At 39.2% G+C, this 20,137-nt stretch carries 20 protein-coding genes; 14 read left to right on the top strand and 6 right to left on the bottom strand.

What is annotated here, in order from left to right; translation table 11 throughout:
* Positions 1-52 precede the first annotated feature (52 nt).
* The 5 genes from secF to putP all read right to left on the bottom strand — a co-directional run bounded on the left by secF (position 53) and on the right by putP (position 5,658).
* On the bottom strand, positions 53-988 hold the full coding sequence (secF, locus tag H3U82_RS04020) for a protein translocase subunit SecF (RefSeq protein WP_025330655.1): 936 nt from the start codon (positions 986-988) through the stop codon (positions 53-55).
* Between the two features lie 6 nt (positions 989-994).
* Entirely contained in the window at positions 995-2,848 is a 1,854-nt protein-coding gene (secD, locus tag H3U82_RS04015) for a protein translocase subunit SecD (protein WP_084551886.1), read from the bottom strand.
* A gap of 96 nt (positions 2,849-2,944) precedes the next feature.
* Positions 2,945-3,244, bottom strand: a complete 300-nt coding sequence (gene yajC, locus H3U82_RS04010; protein ID WP_025330657.1) for a preprotein translocase subunit YajC — start codon at positions 3,242-3,244, stop codon at positions 2,945-2,947.
* Positions 3,245-3,368: 124 nt separating this feature from the next.
* Positions 3,369-4,043: a DNA repair protein RadC gene (gene radC, locus H3U82_RS04005; protein ID WP_100125576.1), complete on the bottom strand. Its 675-nt coding sequence runs from the start codon at positions 4,041-4,043 to the stop codon at positions 3,369-3,371.
* A gap of 127 nt (positions 4,044-4,170) precedes the next feature.
* Positions 4,171-5,658 (bottom strand): sodium/proline symporter PutP, encoded by a 1,488-nt coding sequence (putP, locus tag H3U82_RS04000; protein ID WP_198209327.1) that lies wholly within the window; start codon positions 5,656-5,658, stop codon positions 4,171-4,173.
* A 620-nt stretch (positions 5,659-6,278) separates the two neighbouring features.
* Here putP and radA point away from each other — a divergent pair.
* From radA to H3U82_RS03950, 10 genes are all read left to right on the top strand, one after another.
* Positions 6,279-7,652, top strand: a complete 1,374-nt coding sequence (gene radA, locus H3U82_RS03995; RefSeq protein ID WP_198206539.1) for a DNA repair protein RadA — start codon at positions 6,279-6,281, stop codon at positions 7,650-7,652.
* Between the two features lie 89 nt (positions 7,653-7,741).
* Complete coding sequence (locus H3U82_RS03990) at positions 7,742-8,044, top strand: putative quinol monooxygenase (protein WP_084551889.1); 303 nt, start codon at positions 7,742-7,744, stop codon at positions 8,042-8,044.
* 142 nt (positions 8,045-8,186) lie between these two features.
* Positions 8,187-8,837 (top strand): fumarylacetoacetate hydrolase family protein, encoded by a 651-nt coding sequence (locus H3U82_RS03985; protein ID WP_084551890.1) that lies wholly within the window; start codon positions 8,187-8,189, stop codon positions 8,835-8,837.
* A gap of 259 nt (positions 8,838-9,096) precedes the next feature.
* On the top strand, positions 9,097-10,500 hold the full coding sequence (locus tag H3U82_RS03980) for a glycosyltransferase family 39 protein (RefSeq protein ID WP_198209326.1): 1,404 nt from the start codon (positions 9,097-9,099) through the stop codon (positions 10,498-10,500).
* Between the two features lie 84 nt (positions 10,501-10,584).
* Positions 10,585-11,544: a glycosyltransferase family 2 protein gene (locus tag H3U82_RS03975; protein WP_198209325.1), complete on the top strand. Its 960-nt coding sequence runs from the start codon at positions 10,585-10,587 to the stop codon at positions 11,542-11,544.
* Positions 11,544-11,957, top strand: a complete 414-nt coding sequence (locus tag H3U82_RS03970) for a GtrA family protein (RefSeq protein ID WP_100125572.1) — start codon at positions 11,544-11,546, stop codon at positions 11,955-11,957. The genes H3U82_RS03975 and H3U82_RS03970 overlap by 1 nt, the downstream gene beginning before the upstream one ends.
* Positions 11,938-12,717: a ChbG/HpnK family deacetylase gene (locus H3U82_RS03965; RefSeq protein WP_198209324.1), complete on the top strand. Its 780-nt coding sequence runs from the start codon at positions 11,938-11,940 to the stop codon at positions 12,715-12,717. Before H3U82_RS03970 ends, H3U82_RS03965 begins: the two co-directional genes overlap by 20 nt.
* Positions 12,718-12,912: 195 nt before the next feature.
* A complete protein-coding gene (locus H3U82_RS03960) occupies positions 12,913-13,926 on the top strand; it encodes a methionine ABC transporter ATP-binding protein (RefSeq protein ID WP_025330667.1) in 1,014 nt (337 codons plus the stop codon).
* Positions 13,923-14,591 carry a methionine ABC transporter permease gene (locus tag H3U82_RS03955; protein ID WP_198209323.1) on the top strand — a complete coding sequence of 223 codons (669 nt, stop codon included), beginning with the start codon at positions 13,923-13,925 and terminating at the stop codon, positions 14,589-14,591. Before H3U82_RS03960 ends, H3U82_RS03955 begins: the two co-directional genes overlap by 4 nt.
* A 236-nt stretch (positions 14,592-14,827) precedes the next feature.
* Entirely contained in the window at positions 14,828-15,640 is an 813-nt protein-coding gene (locus H3U82_RS03950; RefSeq protein ID WP_096765798.1) for a MetQ/NlpA family ABC transporter substrate-binding protein, read from the top strand.
* Positions 15,641-15,712: 72 nt separating this feature from the next.
* Here the strand turns inward: H3U82_RS03950 and H3U82_RS03945 are convergent, their stop codons facing one another.
* Entirely contained in the window at positions 15,713-16,297 is a 585-nt protein-coding gene (locus H3U82_RS03945; protein ID WP_078475568.1) for a superoxide dismutase, read from the bottom strand.
* 213 nt (positions 16,298-16,510) lie between these two features.
* Here H3U82_RS03945 and dnaB point away from each other — a divergent pair, with 213 nt between their 5' ends.
* From dnaB to H3U82_RS03925, 4 genes are all read left to right on the top strand, one after another.
* Positions 16,511-17,902, top strand: a complete 1,392-nt coding sequence (dnaB, locus tag H3U82_RS03940; protein ID WP_078475642.1) for a replicative DNA helicase — start codon at positions 16,511-16,513, stop codon at positions 17,900-17,902.
* Between the two features lie 112 nt (positions 17,903-18,014).
* On the top strand, positions 18,015-18,707 hold the full coding sequence (locus tag H3U82_RS10835) for a GspH/FimT family pseudopilin (protein ID WP_304944957.1): 693 nt from the start codon (positions 18,015-18,017) through the stop codon (positions 18,705-18,707).
* Between the two features lie 18 nt (positions 18,708-18,725).
* Positions 18,726-19,232 carry a hypothetical protein gene (locus tag H3U82_RS03930; protein WP_078475569.1) on the top strand — a complete coding sequence of 169 codons (507 nt, stop codon included), beginning with the start codon at positions 18,726-18,728 and terminating at the stop codon, positions 19,230-19,232.
* Positions 19,232-20,119 carry a PilW family protein gene (locus H3U82_RS03925; RefSeq protein ID WP_198209321.1) on the top strand — a complete coding sequence of 296 codons (888 nt, stop codon included), beginning with the start codon at positions 19,232-19,234 and terminating at the stop codon, positions 20,117-20,119. The genes H3U82_RS03930 and H3U82_RS03925 overlap by 1 nt, the downstream gene beginning before the upstream one ends.
* The last annotated feature ends 18 nt before the right edge of the window (positions 20,120-20,137 follow it).

Here is a 20,137-nt window from a genome sequence, read left to right as displayed (position 1 = left end):
ATTCTGGAGTTTTTTAATTAATTAATTAGAGGAAAACAATAGTAATTTAATCTTAAACTACAGCTTCCTCTTTCCGTTTTGGCGGCTTAACCAGATTTTGCCGGTTCAGTCCAAACATCAGTAATAACGGACTCGCTACTAATACTGATGAGTAAATACCAAACACAATACCAATTGTTAATGCCATTGCGAAACCATGCAAAGCAGCTCCGCCAAATACCAGCATAGAAATGACCATTGCTTCAGTAGATCCGTGAGTAATAATGGTACGGCTCATGGTTGCGGTAATGGCATTATCTATGATTGCCGGAACGCTTTTACCACGCATATGTGGTTTACGGAAATTTTCACGGATTCGGTCAAAGACAACTACTGACTCATTAACTGAGTAGCCAAGCACGGCAAGTACGCCTGCAAGTACGGTAAGAGAAAATTCCCAGTGAAAGAGGGCAAAGCAACCCAGAATAATTACTACGTCATGCATATTGGCAATAATAGCAGAAACAGCAAAGCGCCATTCGAAACGCATGGATAAGTAAATAATGATGCCAATCACAACCATGCCTAAAGCCAGTAAGCCGTGAGTAACCAGTTCTTCGCCCACTTGCGGCCCGATGAATTCAACCTGACGTAAACTTACACCTTCCTGATGTTGTTTAAGCAGGTCCATAACTTGATTGGACAATTGTGCTGAAGTCATATTGGCTTTATTGGGCAGACGAATCATGATTTGTTTATTTGTGCCCAATGCCTGTACTTGTATTTCTCCAAGTTTTAATCCATCCAGTTCTGTACGGATTTTATTTAAATCCGCACTCTGTTTGAATTCCACTTCCATTACAGTACCGCCGGTAAATTCTACAGAAAAGTTCAGCCCGCGAGTAACAAGAAAAAATACAGCCAGAATAAAAGTAATTAATGAAATCGCCGTTGTCAGCTTACCATAGCTCATAAACGGGATATCACGTTTTATTTTGAAGAATTCCATAATTTATTAAGCCTTACTTTTACCAGTGGCAGCTTTATCTGCAATCCAGATGTGGCCGATAGAAAGTGTTTTCAGTTTGCGTTTGCGACCATACCACAAATTAACAAAGGCACGAGAAACCACTACTGACGAATACATAGATGTAATAATACCCAGACAATGTACGACAGCAAATCCGCGAATAGGGCCTGAACCGAAAATCAGTAACGCCAGACCGGCAATCAGTGAAGTGATATTAGAGTCTACAATAGTATGCCAGGCGTGATCGTAACCTGCATTAATTGATATTTGTGGTGTATTACCATGACGTAATTCTTCGCGGATACGTTCATTAATCAATACATTCGAGTCAATCGCCATACCTAGTGTAAGAGCAATTGCCGCTATACCCGGCAGTGTCAGAGTAGCCTGCATGGCAGACAAAATAGCGATCAGGAACAACAGATTGCATGACAGGGCAATTACTGAAAACAGTCCGAACATCCGGTAATAAAGCATCATGAATATGGCTACTACTACAAATCCCCATAAGGTGGAATGAAAGCCTTTGCTAATATTTTCTTTACCCAGAGACGGGCCAATGGTTCGTTCTTCGATAATTTTCATTGGTGCAGCCAGTGAGCCGGCACGCAATAGCAATGCGGTATCATTGGCTTCAGCAATACTCATACTTCCTGAAATAATGGTTTTACCGCCGGGAATAGGTTCATTGATTACCGGTGCGGTAATCACTTCTGCCTTACCCTGATCGATAAGTACCATCGCCATACGTTTACCAACATTATTGCGGGTGAGGTCAGCAAAAATGCTGGCACCTGTACTGTCAAAATTTACGCTTACACCCGGCAATCCCCGGTCGTTAAAGCTGGCCTGAGCATCATTAATATTGTCCCCAGTCAGTTCAACCTGTTTGCTGACCAGTGTAGGTGCTCCGTTACCGGCAGATGGCAGTAGTTCAAATCCATCTGGATTGTGTCCTTGCAGCGCCTGCTGATACAGATTGGGATCATCACTTACCATTCGTACCTGTAAAGTTGCAGTACGGCCAATGATATCTTTAGCTTTAGCAGTATCCTGAACGCCCGGCAGTTGTACGACAATCCTGTTCGGTCCGGCCTGCTGTATAACCGGTTCAGCAACACCCAGCTCATTAACACGGTTGTGCAGGGTATTAATGTTCTGGGTCACTGCATCTGTACGAATTCTGGTCAGCGCAGTGTTACTCAGGCTAACTACCAGACGGTCACCATTCTGAGTTAGTGTTGCATCATTAAGATATTTTTTTAATCCGGATATTGCAGTGGAAGCATCGTTTGCAGATTGGAAAGGAACAACCAGTGTCTGTCCGTTTTTAACAATATTGCCGCTGCGGATTTGTAGTTTGCGCAGCTGACGACGGATATCTCCGGCATAGCTGTCAAGTGTTTTATCAACGGCTGAATCCATATCCACCTGCATGGTAAAATGTACACCACCACGCAAATCAAGACCAAGAAACATTGGTTTGGCATGAATTTTTTCCATCCATTCCGGAGTATTGGCCAACAGATTCAGAGCTACGATATAGCCTTCGCCGAATTTAGATGCAATAGCATCACGTGCTTTAAGCTGAGTTTCAGTATCACTGAAACGCACTTTCAGGCTGCCATCAGTAATGAACATACCCTGATGCTGTATGTGTGCAGCTGCCAGAGCCTGTTTAACTGTATTTTCAGTTTGTTCATCGATAGTAATGGCCTGCCGGTTGGTAGAGATTTGTACTGCCGGTATTTCGCCAAAAAAATTGGGAATGGTGTATAACAGACCCAATACTATTGAGACGATAATAAGCAGATATTTCCATATAGGATAACGATTCATATTTGCTGCCTTGTTGCAGACTGTTGTTCTTCAGTTAATAAAAGAAAGAAAACAAACAAAGGCCGCAACTGAAAAGTTGCGGCAGGATTACTGATTTTATTCTGGTGCCTTACCACTGATGGCATTGCGTTCAAATTCAACTTCTACTTTAGGAGCAATTTCTAAAGTGAAATATTGTTCATTTACTTTAGTGATTTTGCCAACTATTCCAGCCAGAGTAACAACTTTATCGCCTTTTTTCAGTTCGGTTAGCATTTGCTGGTGTTTTTTATGTTTGCTTTGCTGCGGGCGGATAATCAGAAAATAAAAGACAACAAGAATTAATAAAAGTGGGACGAATTGCATAAGGCCACTCTGTGAACCGGCAGTGTTGGCAGCATAAGCAAAATCAATCATGGGGTACTCCGTATGATTAAGGTAAATAACGCTATTAAACCAGTTATTGTAATCGGCAATGATAAATTTATCCAGCTTTGCACTATTATGCTATTAAGATAGAACGTTTAATTAATAATTTTTACTACATTAGATTTAATTCAGCCATTGATGTTATTTTTTCAGCAGTAACAATAAAATGATCCAATAAACGAATATCCAGCAGATTTAAAGCGGCTTTTATTTCTCTGGTAAATTGAATATCGCCATTAGACGGCATAGTAGATTGTCCTGGATGATTATGTGCCAGAATAATTGAGACTGCGTGGTGTTTTAAAGCTGCTGTAGCAACTTCGCGAGTGTAAACCCGTGCTTCATTGATGGTACCGCGAGCCAGTTCAATGGTTTGCATAAGCTCGTTACGCTGGTTCAGAAGTAAAGCTACACAAACTTCCACTTTTTCATGGCCTATATGTAAACGCAGGAAATCAGCCACTACAGCCGGCTGAGTAAAAATAGGGCGGCAATAAATTTTCTCTGCCAGCATGCGTCTGCTTATTTCTTTAATTACTGCAAACTGGGTATAACTGGCAATGCCCATACCGTGATACTGACAAATTTGCTGACAATCTGCTTCAAGCAGTGCGCGCAGACTGCCCAGTTGAGAAATAAGCTCTCTTGCCAGATCTACCGCACTTATACCCCGAGTACCTGTACGCAGCAGGATTGCGAGTAGCTCGGCATCACTTAGCGCTGAGGCGCCCAGATTAAGAAGTTTTTCCCGAGGGCGATCGTTTTGCGGCCAATGCTTGATGCTCATTATTACGATTATGTGAATTAAAGGACATAATCATAATATAGCTATGTAATAAAATAAATTGGTTTGAGAGCATATTCGGATTACTGATTAACTTAAAAACAGTTTAATCCGCCAGGTTAATTAAAGTTCAATTTGTTTTAGTATGGTAGTGCTTATAAGCATCTTTAAAATGAATCTGTACTATCTCACTTGGTTTTTTATCACATAAACTAAAAATAATGATTGCAATTGATGCAAGTATGAATCCAGGGATGAGTGAATACAGATTAAACCAATTAAAATTGATCCACAGCAATACTGTGACAGCACCGGTAATCATACCGGCTAATGCGCCGTTTCGTGTCATACGTGACCAGAATACGGAAAAAATAATAATCGGACCAAATGCAGCCCCAAAACCAGCCCACGCATGGCTCACCAAATCCAGAACGCTGTTATTCGGATTAATTGCCAGTAAAATGGCAATCACAGATACTATAAACACCATTATTCGTCCAATCCAGACCAATTCTTTCTGTTTTGCTTTTGGACGGAAAAATGCACGATAGAAATCTTCTGTCAAAGCGCTTGAGCAGACCAACAACTGGCAACTTAAGGTACTCATCACAGCAGCCAAAATTGCAGCGAGAATAACACCGGCGATCCATTGATTGAAAAGTAATTTAGATAACTCGATAAAAATCCGTTCATGTTTTCCATTGCTGACCAGATAGCTTAATTCTGGATGGTTGGCAAAATATGCTATTCCGAAAAAGCCGACGGTAATGGCTCCGGCCAGACATAAAATCATCCATGTCATGCTGATACGGCGTGCATTTTTCATTACTTCATGCGAATCAGCAGCCATAAATCTGGCTAAAATATGCGGCTGCCCGAAATAGCCCAACCCCCAGCCTAGCAATGAGATTATGGCAATAAAATCCATATGGGCAAAAAGGTTGGTATAGTCCGGATTCAGGTTTTCAATATGAATGAGTGCATCAGAAAAACCACCGGCATTAATGATTACCATTATGGGGGTTAAAATCAGAGCGAACATCATCAGACTTGCCTGAATGGTATCTGTCCAGCTAACCGCTAGAAAACCGCCTATAAGCGTATAAAGTATAGTTGCACCAGCTCCTGCCAGCATTGCCCAGCCATAGCTCATGCCAAAAGTACTTTCAAATAATTTAGCCCCGGCAACAATCCCTGATGCACAATAAATTGTAAAAAAAATCAGAATAATTACTGCTGAAATAATACGCAGTAAGGAGCTGTTATCTTCAAACCGGTGCGTAAAATAATCGGGTAAAGTTAACGCATTATGGTTGATTTCTGTAAAAACACGCAGACGTCCGGCAATCAATAACCAGTTCAGGTAAGCACCAAGTACTAAGCCAATTGCTATCCAGCTTTGTGAAATACCAAATAAAAATACTGCACCCGGTAATCCCATCAGCAGCCAGCCGCTCATGTCAGAAGCTCCGGCCGAAAGTGCAGTTACTACGCTGCCAATACGACGCCCGCCCAGAATGTAATCACCAAAATTCTGTGTTGACCGATAGGCAAAAAAACCAATTGCAATCATTCCTAAAATGTACACAGCGAATGTGACAATCATTGGCAAAGACATAGTTTTGAAAAACCCTGTGTATAAAAATTGAAATAAAAATAGATTGATTTAAAACATTAAAATATTCCGCCAAGAATTAGCCGAAGACTAAAATTCATTCCATTTTTTTCGATGTATGTTAAAGATTAAATAGTGTAATGTAATAATTGACCATGCAAGAGAATATCAAGGTAAAACTGGATTTAACCTGCACGAATTGACAGAGTATATAATAATTGCCAGACAAAGTAATTATTATAATTTGTTTTGGGAAGCAATTACTATTTGCCAAAAACATTTGATTTTATCGTTCAGTTATAAGTGTAGACTCTTTTGAATTTGAATCAGTAAATTGCCATATTTTTTAATCTGCTAATAATTATGATTAAAACCATTATAGTGCTTCAATTGTCTATATATACGGATGTTACTATTTTGATTTAATAGTTTTAGCATCAGAAATTTAACTAAATTATACGCTGTTAAAGAGTAAAATTAATGGCTATTTTTTGTTCTGGCTAGGTGAAGCTTAGATAAAATAGAGAACTAAATAAAATTGGTCAATTTTATTGAATCATTATTTCCCAATAATCAAAGGAAGCTATGTTTGAATTTAATGCAGGTATTGCCGGAAAGGTTTCATGGTAAAGCAAAAAACTCAGTTTCAATGCCGTAGTTGTGGTGGAAGTTCACCTAAATGGCAGGGACGTTGTCCTCATTGTGGCGAATGGAATACTCTGGAAGAAACAACAGTTTTATCTGCATCTTCTTCTGGCAGCCGTTTTCAATCATGGGCTTCAAGTGAATCATCAGTACAGTTACTGGCAGAAGTCAGTGCGGTTGAAGTACAGAGAACGCCAACAGGAATGGGGGAGCTGGACAGAGTACTTGGAGGTGGTTTAGTAGACGGAGCTGTTATTCTGCTAGGCGGAGATCCGGGTATTGGTAAATCTACATTATTGCTACAAACAATAGCCTTGATGGCCGAACAGGAATCCGTATTGTATGTTTCCGGAGAAGAGTCAGCTCAGCAGGTTGCTTTACGTGCCCAGCGTCTTGGTGTACATGCAGACAAAGTTCATTTACTGGCAGAAATACGTGTAGAGGCAATCAGTGCAGTTATTGCACGCCAAAAACCCAGAGTGGTAGTAATCGATTCTATTCAGACCATGTATTCTGATGGTATTACTTCAGCACCCGGTTCTGTATCACAGGTTAGGGAATGTGCAGCACAATTAACTCGTCTGGCAAAACAACAGGGTATTAGCATGTTGCTGGTTGGTCATGTAACCAAAGATGGCGCGATTGCTGGTCCCCGGGTGTTGGAGCATATGGTGGATACAGTATTGTATTTTGAAGGGGAAACTCATTCAAATTATCGTATGATTCGTGCTATTAAAAACCGTTTTGGCGCCGCTAATGAGTTAGGTGTTTTTGCAATGACAGAAAAAGGGCTGAAGGGAGTTTCCAATCCTTCAGCATTGTTTTTATCCAGTTATCGCGATGATGTTCCCGGCTCATGCGTTCTCGTTACTCAGGAAGGTTCACGCCCCTTACTGGTAGAAATTCAGGCGCTTGTTGATGATGCTCATGGTTTTGCTCCAAAACGATTAACTGTAGGGCTGGCTCAGGAGCGTCTGGCCATGTTGCTGGCTGTGCTGAACCGTCATGCAGGTATCGCTTGTTATGATCAGGACGTGTTTCTTAATGCTGTAGGTGGTGTGAAAATTACCGAACCGGCAGCAGATCTGGCAGTGATTCTGGCCATGCTTTCAAGCTATCGTAATCGACCATTACCGGAAAAGCTGATTGTATTCGGAGAAGTCGGGTTATCAGGTGAAATTCGTCCAGTTCCTCGTGGACAGGAACGTTTGCGAGAGGCAGAAAAACTTGGATTTACTCATGCCATAGTACCTGCAGCTAATTGTCCCAAACGAACGGCAGATTTTCCGAGGCTGACTATTATCGGGGTAAATTCGGTACAGGAAGGTGTAGATGCTACACGACGTGATTAATTTTATATTTGCCTTTAGCTAATTAAAAGAATAGGCTTTACTTTTGTAGGTGCTTTCGTACCGTCTAAGAAAAATTAAGGAGATAAAATATGTCACAGCCAATTAAACTAATTGCAATCATGGATCTGAAAGCAAATGCCTGGATAAATATTGATGCTGCCGTTGAGCAATGTGTGGAATTGTCACGTAAAGAAAAAGGAAATGTGTTTTACACCGTTAATAAAGATTTAGATAAGGCTGATCGAATTATATTTATTGAATGCTGGGCTGATGATGCAGCAATTAATGAGCATGGTAATACTGTACATTTTCAAAACCTGATTAAAACAGTAGAACCATACTTGAAAGAACCAATGCAATTAATAAAATTAAGTGAAATTACTGCTTTTTAATTTTACTAAATATATTATCTCTGGTTCTCACAGACTATACAGGCTGAATTTTCAGTTTTGATAAACTAATTTTGGCCGGATAAATTGCTATTTCCAGACAGTAATTAATTTTAAATCTGGATTTAATTTTTGGTGACACAAGATGAAAACCGTTTATATCAAAGAACAAAAAGTTGCTTTAGGTAATATTTTTTGTATTGGAAGAAATTACACAGAGCATATTAAAGAATTACATAATGTAAAACCTGAAGAACCCGTGGTATTTATGAAGCCAACTTCTTCTCTGGCTCTGGAGTCTGATGATATTCAATTACCATCCTATAGCTCTGATGTACATCATGAATGTGAGTTGGTTATCTATATGGCAGAAGATGCTTTCGATGTTCAGGAAAATGAGGCGTTAGATTATGTCGGTGGCTATGCTATTGGTCTGGATTTAACTGCGCGAGATGTACAGGCAGAGTTAAAGAGTAAAGGTTTGCCATGGGAAAAAGCCAAAGGGTTTCCTACAGCAGCCTGTTTATCGCACTTTATTCTGCCATCTGAAATTGATGATATCCAGCGACAGGAATTTTTCTTAAAGGTAAATGGAGAGATACGCCAGCAGGGTTATACAAAAGATATGATGTTTACGTGCCGGCAAATTATCAGTTATTTGTCCAGAGTTTATGGCTTGCAGGCAGGTGATATTATTTACACTGGTACACCTGCCGGAGTTGCAGCGATTCGATCCGGTGATGAACTAGAATTAATCTGGCCGGATAAAATCAAAGCTACATTCCGAGTAGCTTAAGCTAGCTTTAGTTGAGCTGATTTTGCATTATTCAGGCGCAATTTTTCATTGCGCCTGAATGCTTTGAGTAAATGATTTTTTAAAATCAACAGATAAGTTTCTTGATAATATTGCTATACCGTAGTGTCTAACAGTAACTGCACCCTTTATAATAACTTAATTTGAAAATTGAAATCTTTTTATGCCAAGCAAACCGTTGTCGCTCAGACTACCCTTTTGGTTAGTACTTTATTTTATCTTGTGGACGGTATTACCTTTTATGCTTTCCTCAAGTTATCCCTTAGATGTTCCTGAGGGTATTTACTGGGGACGTGAATGGCAATGGGGATATTATAAGCATCCGCCATTTTCAAGCTGGGTACTCTATTCTTTTTACTATACTTTTGGTCATATTGGTCCGTATATTTTAAGTCAATGTACGATAGCATTGAGTTTATGGCTGGCTTATTTGTTCGGCCGGCAATTGATGAGCAAAAGCCGGGCTTTTATCGGTGCATTATTTTTGCTGGCAATATTTTATTACACGTGGCCTTCTCTTGAATTCAATCACAATATAGCGCAAATGCCCGTATGGCTGGGTTTAGTCTATATCTTTTATCTGGCTATTCGAGAAAATCGCTGGAAGTACTGGTTATTGTTTGGTTTGCTGGCTGGTATTGGCATGCTAGTAAAATATACCGTTGCCTTACTGCTATTAACTATGGTGTTATATTCATTGTGTACAACGAATCGACGGTTATGGCTGACACCAAAGCCGTGGCTGGCAATACTGCTTGCTATGATTGTGTTTGCTCCGAATATATACTGGCTGATAGAGCATAACTGGTTACCACTGACTTATGCTTCAGCACGCTCAGCTGAAGATGCAAACCGTAACGGGCATCTGGCGGCTCTGGGCTATTTCGGCACTCAGCTACTTAATCATTTACCTATTTTATTTATTTTGCTGTTTACCCGTACACGATTGAGTTTACGCCCGTCTGTTCAGGTATTGCGTCAGCGTGACTGGTATTTTCTTTTATGGATGGGATTAGTTCCTACGCTGATACTTGTATTTGCCGGACTGATTTTTGGACTAGGATTACGTGATATGTGGGGTATGCCGATGTGGGGCTTATCCGGACTCATAATCGTGTCTCTGATTCCCGAACCGGTATTTATATCTAAAGATAAATCTTTGCTGAAAGGTATAGCAGTCTGGGCGCTTATTGTTACCATATTGATGGCTGTTTATGTAGGATTCGGAGCCAGAATCCGTCATAAACCTTCTCGGATGGACTGGCCTCAGGCTGCACTGGCCAAACAGGCTGATGATCAATGGCAGGAGTTGTCTTCTTGTAAGCTTGATAGTGTGACTGGTTCAGACTGGGTAGTATTGCTGGTAGCTTCCTATTCAAAATTTGCTCCATCAGTCATGGTGTCCGGTAATTCCGCTTATTCTCCATGGATGAGCAATAGTCGTTTACAGCAGCAAGGTACGCTGGCATTATGGCCTGCGGATGAACATCCTCAGACACCATGGTTAGAACCTTTAGCCCATCATTCTGAGCTGGTTGTAAAACAAGGTGAGTGGATAGTTCGATGGAATAAATTACCCGATCGAGAGCCTCTTAAGGTAATGTGGCAGGCATACATACCGAAAAAATGTTTAAAACAACTATGATTTTTTATATTTATATAAAATTAAAAATGATTAATAATACATTTGGATTATCTCAGTTTGCTGTTAGGCTGAGAGGTAAATGATATGGATAAAGTTAGCACTGGTTTAAGTATTATTTTGCCGGTATATAATGATGCAGCAGCTATAAATCGCTTTTTGCCTGAACTGTTTGTTTTTACCAGTCAGCAACAACAGAACTGTGAAATTATTTTAGTAGATGATGGTAGTAAAGATCATCTGACCACACTATTTGAAACATTTCGACAGCAATTACCAAGTAATACAGCATTGAGGCTGATACAATTTTCGCGTAATTTTGGTAAGGAAGCTGCACTTACAGCCGGATTAGCGCAATCTCAGGGTGAACTGGTTACCATGATGGATGCTGACGGACAGCATCCGGTTTCAGTGCTGGAACAAATGCTTGAATTAATTCAGACCAATAATGTGGATGTGGTGGCTGCCGTACAAGCTTCACGTGAACATGAAGGCTTATTAACCCGGATATTGAAAAATGGCTTTTACCATTTTATGCAGGATACTCACCGGTATGAGCTGACACCTAATGCCGGTGATTTCAGACTGATGAAACGTTGTGTTGTTGAAGCTTTACTCAAGTTACCTGAGCGGCAGCGTTTTATGAAAGGGTTGTACGCATGGGTAGGATTTTCTACCATCTATATACCTTTTCAAGCCTCTGAACGGCAGGCAGGCAAGAGTAAATTTAATTATTTCAGCCTGTTTGAGCTGGCTTTAATAGGTATTACTTCGTTTTCTCAGCGTCCATTACGCTGGATTTCCAGAATGGGAATGATTATTTCATTTCTGTCGATTGTCTATGGATTATATATCGTTGCTGATACGCTGTTTTTTGGCAAAGACCTTGCTGGCTGGCCGACACTGGCAGCCGGAATTATGTTTTCGGCCGGGATTCAGCTCGTTTGTCTTGGTGTAATTGGCGAATATATCGGTCGTATTTATGAAGAAGTAAAACAGCGACCGCTTTATCTGGTAGACAAAGTGTGGGACAGTCGCGAAAAATAATGAAATCTGTATCTGCACAGGGCATATGGTTTACTCTGGTAGGAGGAGCAGCTGCTGCTATGCATTTTTTATGTTTGGTGGTGTTAGTTCAATATGCTCACTTTTTACCGGTTTGGGCCAATCCTCTGGCTTTTCTTTGTGCTTTTGTTATCAGTTTTACCGGTCATTATTACCTTACATTCAGTCTGACGCGACATACATGGTTTCAGGCTCTCTGGCGATGGTTATTCAGCTCTATAGCCGGTTTTATGATAAACCAGATTTTATTTATGGCAGGTATACACTACTTTGGAAATCAAGCCTATTGGTGGTTATGGTTTATTGTTACGCTGATAGTGACAGTTTTATCTTTTATACTGGGTAAATTCTGGGCATTTAATGAAAAGGCACACAATGAAACCAGTAATGATTAATGTAGATGATCTGGGTTTATCTGCAGCTGTAAATGAAGCTGTACTTCGTCTATCTGAGACGGGACGCATACAGGCAAGTAGCTTTATGAGTCTGGGCACCATTGCTTCAGATGAAGTTGCAGAATTGAAAAAGCACCATACTGATATTGGTTTGCATCTGGATTTCACCGGATTTGCCGGGTTGGGAACCCTGGAACAGGTACTAATTAAATCTTACTTGCATGCATGGCCGGAAAAAATTTTGCAGGATATTATTAATCGCCAGCTGGATGCTTTTGAAGATAAAATTGGTGATATACCTGTTTTTATCGATGGCCATCAGCATGTACATCAGCTCCCTCAGATACGTTCTGTACTACTAAATATAATATTGCAGCGTTATGGAAATACAATAGCAGTACGTAGTACAAAAACTTCTCAGAAAGATATCAAGGCAAAATTAATTCATACTCTTGGCGGTCATGCTCTCGACAGCGCTTTAGATGCGGCTAATATTACGCACAATCATTTATTTGCAGGTATCTATAACTTTAATGCCGATTTAAAAATTTTACAGCATAAATGGAATAACTGGCTTAGCATGCCTGCTGAACATTCATTGTTAATAATGTGCCATCCGGCAGTATCTTCAGAGCACTGGAATGATGAAATTAAAAATGCGCGCGAATACGAATGGCAATGGTTACAAAGTGAAGCATTTGCGCAATGCTGGCAGCAACATCATTGTTATGGCGTTAACTGGCATAATTTTGAACAATAGCTTTATTTTATACCCTAAAAAAGAGTAATACATAATAATGAACTTAATCACCAAGATTTACAGTATACTTGCATTTTTTAGCCGTAGTCATTAGAAAATCAGTCAGCACGTTTACGATTTATCAAGTACACTATCTGTATTGCATTACATCTGGATCATTGGAAATCAGATCGCAGCGAGTATTTAAGGATCGTTATGATCATATTTGAAAATATAAAAAAAACTTATATCAAAAATAAACAACAGGTTCATGCCTTGAATGATATTAACCTTACAGTTGATACAGGTGATATCTATGGGCTGATTGGGTGGAGTGGCGCAGGTAAAAGCAGTTTAATTCGTCTGGTTAACCAGCTGGAAAAACCTACATCTGGTACGGTTACTGTTGACGGTGTAGATTTAAACAAACTGGATACCAAGGCTCAGCGTGAGCATAAGAAAAAAATCGGCATGATTTTTCAGCATTTTAATTTACTGGAATCTAAAACGGTTGCTCAGAATATTGCAATTCCATTAGTTTTACAGGGATTAAAACGTGATGAAATAGACCGCAGAGTCGATGCTATGTTGTCGTATGTTGATCTGGCAGGTAAAAAGCAAAGTTATCCCAGCCAGTTATCCGGTGGTCAAAAACAGCGTGTCGGGATTGCCCGTGCTCTGATTACAGAACCAACAATATTATTATGTGATGAGGCTACTTCCGCATTAGACCCTCAGACTACTTTATCTATTCTGAAACTATTAAAACAAATTAACAGCGAACGCAATATCACTATTTTACTGGTCACTCATGAAATGGAAGTGATTAGCTCCATTTGTAATAAAGTAGCGGTGATGGAAAAGGGGCAGGTAATTGAGAAAGGAACTGTACTTGATATTTTTTCCGCCCCTCAGCAAGAGACAACGAAAAAATTTGTCAGCACAGTAATCAATGCAAAAATACCCGAAGCAGTGTTGGATAGTCTGGTTGAACAGGAAAATATATTCAGGTTGGAATTTTTAGGTAATTCAGCCAGAGAACCAGTGGTTAATGAGCTTATTTTAAAACAACTAGTGGAAATTAACATACTTTTTGCCAATATGCGTGAAATAGGTGGAGTAGTGCTGGGAAGTATGTTTATCCAGATGAATGGTATTGAGACAGATGTAGAAAAAGCGTTGGCATTTTTGCAGGACAGAGGCGTTCGAGTGGAAAGAGGTGGTGTATGAATCAGTGGTTTGATACCTCATTAACTGCTGACCAGTTTGGTACGGCAATATTGCAAACTTTCAATATGGTCAGTATCTCATTTGTTCTGGGATCGATACTGGGAACAGCCTTAGGTGTACTGTTATTGCTTACCCGTCAGGAAGGAGTATGGCCAAAGCCAATACTATATAATTTACTAAATATAATTATTAATATTATTCGCTCATTACCTTTTATCATTTTGCTGATTTGTGTGTTACCGATAGCCAGTCTTGCTATCCATACATCTATTGGTACCAAGGCGATGATCATTCCGTTGATTATTTTTGTTTCGCCTTATATTGCCCGGTTAATTGAAAATTCCTTATTAAGCGTACCGGCAGGTATTATCGAAGCAGCTCAGTCAATGGGAGCGACTAATTTTCAGATTATTCGCTATTTTATTTTACCTGAAGCCATGCCCTCTATTTTGCTGGCCTTAACCACAGCTCTTATCGGATTAATTGATGCTACAGCTATGTCTGGTACAGTTGGTGGCGGAGGCATCGGTGATTTAGCTGTTAATTACGGATATCAGCGATTTGATTATGTAATTATGATTGTTACAGTTGTCGTTCTGGTATTAATTGTTCAAATTATTCAGACCTTGGGTAACTGGCTCGCAGCTAAGGCCAAAAAAAATTAACTTTCTATTTATTAAAAACGGCTTATTTTAAGCCGTTTTTAATGTCTGCATGTATATAAATTTCTTATCTTTGGTTATAAGCAGTCAGTCTTTTAATATTCATATGCAATGATTAGACTACTCGGCTATATTATATTTTTTCCATAAGCCAATTAATTTTTAATTCACATAAATAAAACGTACTTGCTGTTATGTGAATTAAAAATATGAAATTGACTATCATCGGAGCCAATAGCATGAAGTTTTTTAAGCAAATTATTATTTTAATTACTGCCTGTCTGGTACTGGGAGCCTGTCAGCAGGATAAAACCAGTAATAAACAGATTATTGTCGGCACTTCACCCGGCCCCTATAGCCAGCTTTTTCTTGATGCAGTAAAACCTATTCTGGAAAAACAGGGATATCAAATTAAACAAATTGATTTTTCTGATTTAATGCAAGCTGATATCGCTTTACAACAAGGTAATATTGATGTAAATGTTGATCAGCATACTGCCTATATGGATGCATTTAATCAGAATAAAAAAGCCAATCTGATTGCTTTAACTCATATTCCTACTGTACCGACAGCAATTTATTCTAAACGTCATACAAACTTGCAGGCAATGAAAAAGGGAAGTGCTATTGCAGTACCAAACGATCCGGCAAATGCTGCACGAGCCTATCGTCTGCTGGCAAAAGCTGGCTGGATTACCCTTAAGCCTTCAACCAATCCGGGAATGATCTCTAAAAATGATATCAAGACAAATCCTTATGAATTGAATATCACAGAGCTGGATCCGGGTAATATTCCGCGTACTTTATCAGATTTTGATTATTCAGTTATACCGGGAAGCAGGGCATACGCAGCCAAAATTAACCCTGATCTCGCCCTGTTACAGGAAGATATTATTCCTTCATTTGAGTTAGTTGTAGCGGTAAGAGCCGATAATGCACCAAAAGCATGGGCACAGGCTGTGAAATCAGCTTATAGCTCAGCTGAATTCAAACAGTATATGCAAACACACAATACTAAAAATTACTGGTATGTGCCGAAAGAAAATAACTGAAACAGATGTACAGTTATAAAAAAACTGCCTTTAAACAAAAGGCAGTTTTAATTATGTGCCGTGAATTATAGCTTATGCTGCAAAGCGTTTTTCTACTTCATTCCAGTTAACGATTTCCCAGAAATTACTTAAGTAATTCGGACGGCTGTTGCGATAGTCAATATAATATGCATGTTCCCAGACATCGCATGTCAGTAAAGGAGTGTTGTCAGTGGTCAGTGGTGTGGCTGCATTACTTGTAGAAACCAGATCAAGATTACCGTCTGGTGTTTTTACCAGCCAGGCCCAGCCTGAACCGAAAGTACCAGCAGCAACTTTATCGAATGCTTCTTTGAATGCATTAAAATTACCCCATTTCGCATTGATAGCGTTTGCCAGAGCACCATTTTCAGTTAATGCCGCACCTTTAGGTGTAAAGCCAAACCAGTAAAATGTATGATTCCAGGTTTGAGCTGCATTATTAAATAACCCGCCCGAAGATTTTTTGACAATTTCTTCCAAAGGCATATTCTCAAACTCTGTTCCCTTAATTTGGTTATTCATATTGGTGATATAGGTCTGATGATGTTTGCCATAATGATATTCCATTGTTTCTTTTGAAATATGTGGTGCCAGAGCATCAAGGGAGTATGGTAGTACTGGTAATTTATGTTCCATGATTGCGATTCCTTCTGATAGAGTGAGTATTGCGTTTTTTGCAGTGAGCTCGATGTAGAGTTATATAAGATATATTTGCAAATATATAGAACATTTAACTCACTTTAAACCATTATATGGTTCGTTAATATTGTAATACACAGCCCTTATTACCCGCAAATAAGCAGTCACTTAATGGTAAAATTAAAAAAGTTGTTAAAAAAGTCAGAAGACATGGAAGAAAACGATATCAGTGCAGAAGAAACAAATCAGTTAGCTATGCCGCCGCATTCAATGGAAGCAGAACAGTCGGTTTTAGGCGGGCTGATGCTCGAAAACAGTGCATGGGACAGAATTGCAGATTTAATTGATGAAGACGACTTCTATCGTCATGAGCATCGCCTTATATTCAGAGCAATTAAAGCATTAGTAGAGCTCTCACGTCCGGCGGATGTGATAACAGTACAGGAAGAGCTGCAAAAGAGAGAAGAGCTTGAAACGGCCGGTGGTCTGGAATATTTAATAACACTGGCACAAAACACCCCTTCAGCAGCAAATATACGGCGTTATGGAGAAATCGTTCGTGAACGTTCCATAATGCGCCAGCTGGCTCAAGTAGGAACGCAAATTGCCCGTTCGGCTTATAGTCCTCAGGGAAAAGATGCAGCACAAATGCTGGATGAAGCTGAAAACAGCGTTTTTCAGATTGCTGAATCAACTGCACGATCAAAACAGGGTTTCCTGACAATGCCGGTACTGCTAAAAGAAGTTGTGGCACGAATTGACTACTTGTACTCGCGTGATAACAAAAACGATGTAACTGGTGTTTCAACCGGTTTTATTGATCTTGATAAAAAGACATCAGGTCTGCAACAGGGAGATCTGATTATTGTTGCAGGCCGCCCGTCTATGGGTAAAACGGCTTTTTCACTAAATATTGCAGAGCATGTCGCTATTGCAGAAAAATTACCGGTAGCTGTTTTTTCAATGGAAATGGGTGGTGCTCAACTGGTATTGCGAATGCTTGGTTCAGTAGGCCGTGTCGATCAAAGTGTTCTGAAAACCGGACAATTGCAGGATGAGCATTGGGGTAAACTCAATGATGCAGTAGTCAAGCTCACAGAAGCCCCAATGTTTATTGATGAAACTCCCGGATTAACAGCATTGGAAGTTCGTGCCCGCGCTCGCAGACTGGCACGTCAGCAAGGCGGTAAACTGGGATTAATTGTACTGGATTATCTGCAATTAATGTCTGGTTCTGGCCGCTCAGATAATCGGGCTTCAGAGCTGGGTGAGATTTCACGATCTTTAAAATCATTGGCTAAAGAACTTCAGGTTCCTATAATTGCTTTGTCACAACTATCCCGTACGGTGGAGCAACGTACCGATAAACGACCTATGATGTCAGATTTACGTGAATCCGGAGCTATCGAACAGGATGCTGATCTTATTATGTTTATGTATCGTGATGAATACTATCATCCAGACAGTCAGTTTAAAGGATTGGCAGAATGTATTATTGGTAAACACCGTAATGGTCCAACCGGAAAAGTTCATCTGACCTTTCAGGGGCAGTTTACTAAATTTGATAATGCAGCCATGCCTGATGGTTATTTTGATGAATAAAAGTCACTTATTTATTATATTAGTAGTCTAAATCATATGTTTTGATGTAAAATTAATTTAAAATAAGTGTATATTTAACTTGTGTCCGGCTTATTAGAATTAAGGTTAGAAAATGGCTTCACCTAAACCAACAAATGCTGGTTTTACTTTAATTGAACTGTTAATTGTCATTGCTATTACTGCCATATTGGCTGCAATAGCATTACCGGCTATGAACAGATTGGTTGCATCACACAGGACAAATAACCGTGCAGATCAGATGCTTGCAATGTTTCAATTTGCAAGAGCTGAAGCTATTCGTACCAATAAACCTGTATTAATTTGTCCTACTGTAATCAAAAAAGGTACAGGTACAAATAATATTTGCAAAATATTTAAAGAATATTCCGGTGGGAAGGGATGGGAAGGCTTTCTTGCATTTAATGATAACGATTTAGATGGAACATTTACAAGCACTGATACACCTGTGCGAACTGTTGCGATAAATCAGAACACGGATAGAATCAAAGTAAAACTTAACTGGGGAGTATGTAAAAATAATACAAATAATTGTACAGATAAAATTACAGATCCAAGCATGCTGGCATTTATGCCGAATGGGCAATTCGGTCTAGGTTATAGTACTGATTCTACTAAATGGACAATAGGGACTTCCAATGTAGCTATAGAAATATTTGATGCCGATTATGAAGATATTAAACGTCGCATTGTTATATTACCTAGCGGCAGACCTGTATCATGTTATGGTAATTCTAAAAATGGTTCTGTTTCTGCTTCTACACTTTGTAGTGCAAGCCTAAATTAGAGTATATCAAGGAATTATATGGATAAGTATATGTACCGGTATATTTCAGTCAGGATATTATATTCACCAAATAGATTTCAGCGTCAGAATGGATCTACAATCATTGAGGCTATTGTGGCCATGTTTGTTTTATCATTTGGTGTACTTGCATTAATGCTGGCTCAGATCACTGCAGTTCATACATCAGTAAATGCAGCGAATCAGGGAGAGGTAACCAGAGCGGTACAAAATTACATTGAACTGATGAATTCTCAACCAAAAATTTCTTTAGAAGTAACAGAAGATAAACAAAAAAATAAGATATATACTTTAAAAAAGGATTTTTCAGATTTTAACAATAAAAATTGTTCAGCTCGTCTTAATATCAATTTAACAAATGCTAAAGTAAAAAGCTGTGTAATTAAAGATGGTCAGATTACTGTAACCTGGTGGGGGCAGATTCTTAATAAGAATGATGATAACAATGATGATAATAATTTAAAAGATAAAAATCTATTTTCGTATTCCCTGACAGCAGGACAGTGATGAACACAACAGACAAAAATACACAGATTGATCCAATAATGAAAATAGTTAAAATCACTAATTTAAAACAAATTCCACGCCGGCAGCAAGGATTCAGTCTGGTCGAACTGATGGTGGCATCTGCAATCAGCATAATTGTTTTAATGGCTGCCAGCTCTACATTTTTAACAACGTATAAATTAAAAGAACAGGTTAAAACACGTATCAGCTATGAACAAGATGTGCGAAATGCAGCAAATGTAATTCGTAGCGATATGCGGCAGTTGGCTGATTTTAGTTGTATGAATCCCCCTTCGACATCCCAATTAAACTCTATATTCGAAAATGCTTTTAGTGTGAAAAATAAACAGTTTTTATCAACTGAGTTACCAACCGCATCTTCTAGTATTGCTGTAAAACCGGTAACAGGCAGTAAGCCTTTAGTGTTAACTTATGTAAGTGATAAATTAGTCAATAGTATTTTGTCTTCGAAATGTCAAACTAATATAGATGATGAAGACATAAGTGCTGCGGTTTATGTAGTTGGAACTACAAATTTGGATCCAGATCCGGGATTTTATCGAGTAAATTATTCTAATAAAACATTTAGCTCCCCACAACTGATAGTAAGAAATGTCACTGCTGTAAATTATCATTTTGATTATGATAATCATACTGCAAATGATTGCCCCAGTGCTGCCAGTGCTGCCAGCAGCAAACCCCCTCCGCCTTTGAAAGCCAATGTAACACGTACAACTGATCTTAATTTCAAGTATGAAAAGCCACCTGTTTTAATTGGAGTAACCCTGACAGTAAGACCTAATGGAACAAATGATAATACAACTATCAATTATGAAATTAATGCCTCTGTACGACAAGGTGAAGTTTGTGTAAGTAGCAAAATTTAATTTTATAGACCAATTACT

The sequence above is a fragment of the Snodgrassella sp. W8132 genome (assembly GCF_016100865.1).
In the GTDB taxonomy this organism is placed as follows: domain Bacteria; phylum Pseudomonadota; class Gammaproteobacteria; order Burkholderiales; family Neisseriaceae; genus Snodgrassella; species Snodgrassella alvi.
This window is presented reverse-complemented; position numbering and strand designations above follow the sequence as displayed.